The sequence below is a fragment of the Nonomuraea sp. 10N515B genome, assembly GCF_052245915.1.
Taxonomy (GTDB): domain Bacteria; phylum Actinomycetota; class Actinomycetes; order Streptosporangiales; family Streptosporangiaceae; genus Nonomuraea.
On the sequence record NZ_JBQQBQ010000209.1, the window covers coordinates 1 to 1,038 of the forward strand.

The 1,038-nt window shown below is 65.1% G+C and carries 1 protein-coding gene; it reads left to right on the top strand.

Going from position 1 to position 1,038, the window contains the following annotated elements:
- Nucleotides 1-187 precede the first annotated feature (187 nt).
- Nucleotides 188-646 (top strand): hypothetical protein, encoded by a 459-nt coding sequence (locus ACTWQA_RS59080; RefSeq protein WP_443167514.1) that lies wholly within the window; start codon nucleotides 188-190, stop codon nucleotides 644-646.
- The last annotated feature ends 392 nt before the right edge of the window (nucleotides 647-1,038 follow it).

The window sequence follows — 1,038 nt, forward strand, 5'->3', positions numbered from 1 at the left end:
GGACTGCTTGGGGTCCTGCTGTGGTCCTGCCACCTGCTCCAACCTCTTCCAACGGGTGATCAAACTACCCGCGGCTGATAGGTGTTTCGGACCGGGACTGGTTCATTAGCTCTGACGCGGATGGGGGTAACGGTGTTACGCGCAGGAGCTCCACGGCGCTGGCTTTGATCACGGCACCCGGGGTGTCTTGCATGGCGAGCAGGAAGCGCAGCGCGCGGCGGACGTTGCCGATCGCGCCGGCCGTCCAGCCGTGCTGTTCGCCGTGATCGAACGCGACGGCTTCGACGGCCCTGGTGAGCTCGACGATAGGCGGCTCGGGCATGGTCGCCGCGGAGATTCTGGTGAGGTCGCGGGGGCAGTCGAACAGGAGCACCTGACGGTGCGTTACTGGCACGATCGGCCGAGAGAGTGGGCGAGCGCGGCTTCGGGTTCTGATGGGCTTGTATCGTCGTGGCGGCGATCTTCGTTCTGGAGGTGTGAGAAGCGCCAGGCGGTGTTCCATGGCGCTCAGGAAGAGCTGGTGTCCGCCCACGACAGCTTCGGCGCGCCGTGGGTCGGAGGGGTCGCGGGCCAGGGCGCGGGCCCGGCGATAGCACAGCCGGCAGCGATCCTGCTCGTCGAGCGAACCGACGGTGCCGCAGTCTAGGCACGGGTTCTCTTCGGGATGGCGTCGACGCCAGTCCTTACACGCGAGACAGATCCCACTGCTGGTCTTGAACATCCCCCAAGCGTCGCAATAGGGGCAGGAGTTCGGCAGGCCAGGCGCGTATTTGTGGCACTGCTGGCACAGGCCGGCGGAATAGTAGTCCCTGGTAGAGCCGCATCTGTTGCACGGTGGCGGCGTACGAGTTCCGCTTGTGCGGCAGTCGTAACAATACTTGGCGCTCCGGTGGGCGACCGGCTTGGCTCGGCACCCATCCGCGTCAGAGCTAATGAACCAGTCCCGGTCCGAAACACCTATCAGCCGCGGGTAGTTTGATCACCCGTTGGAAGAGGTTGGAGCAGGTGGCAGGACCACAGCAGGACCCCAAGCAGTCC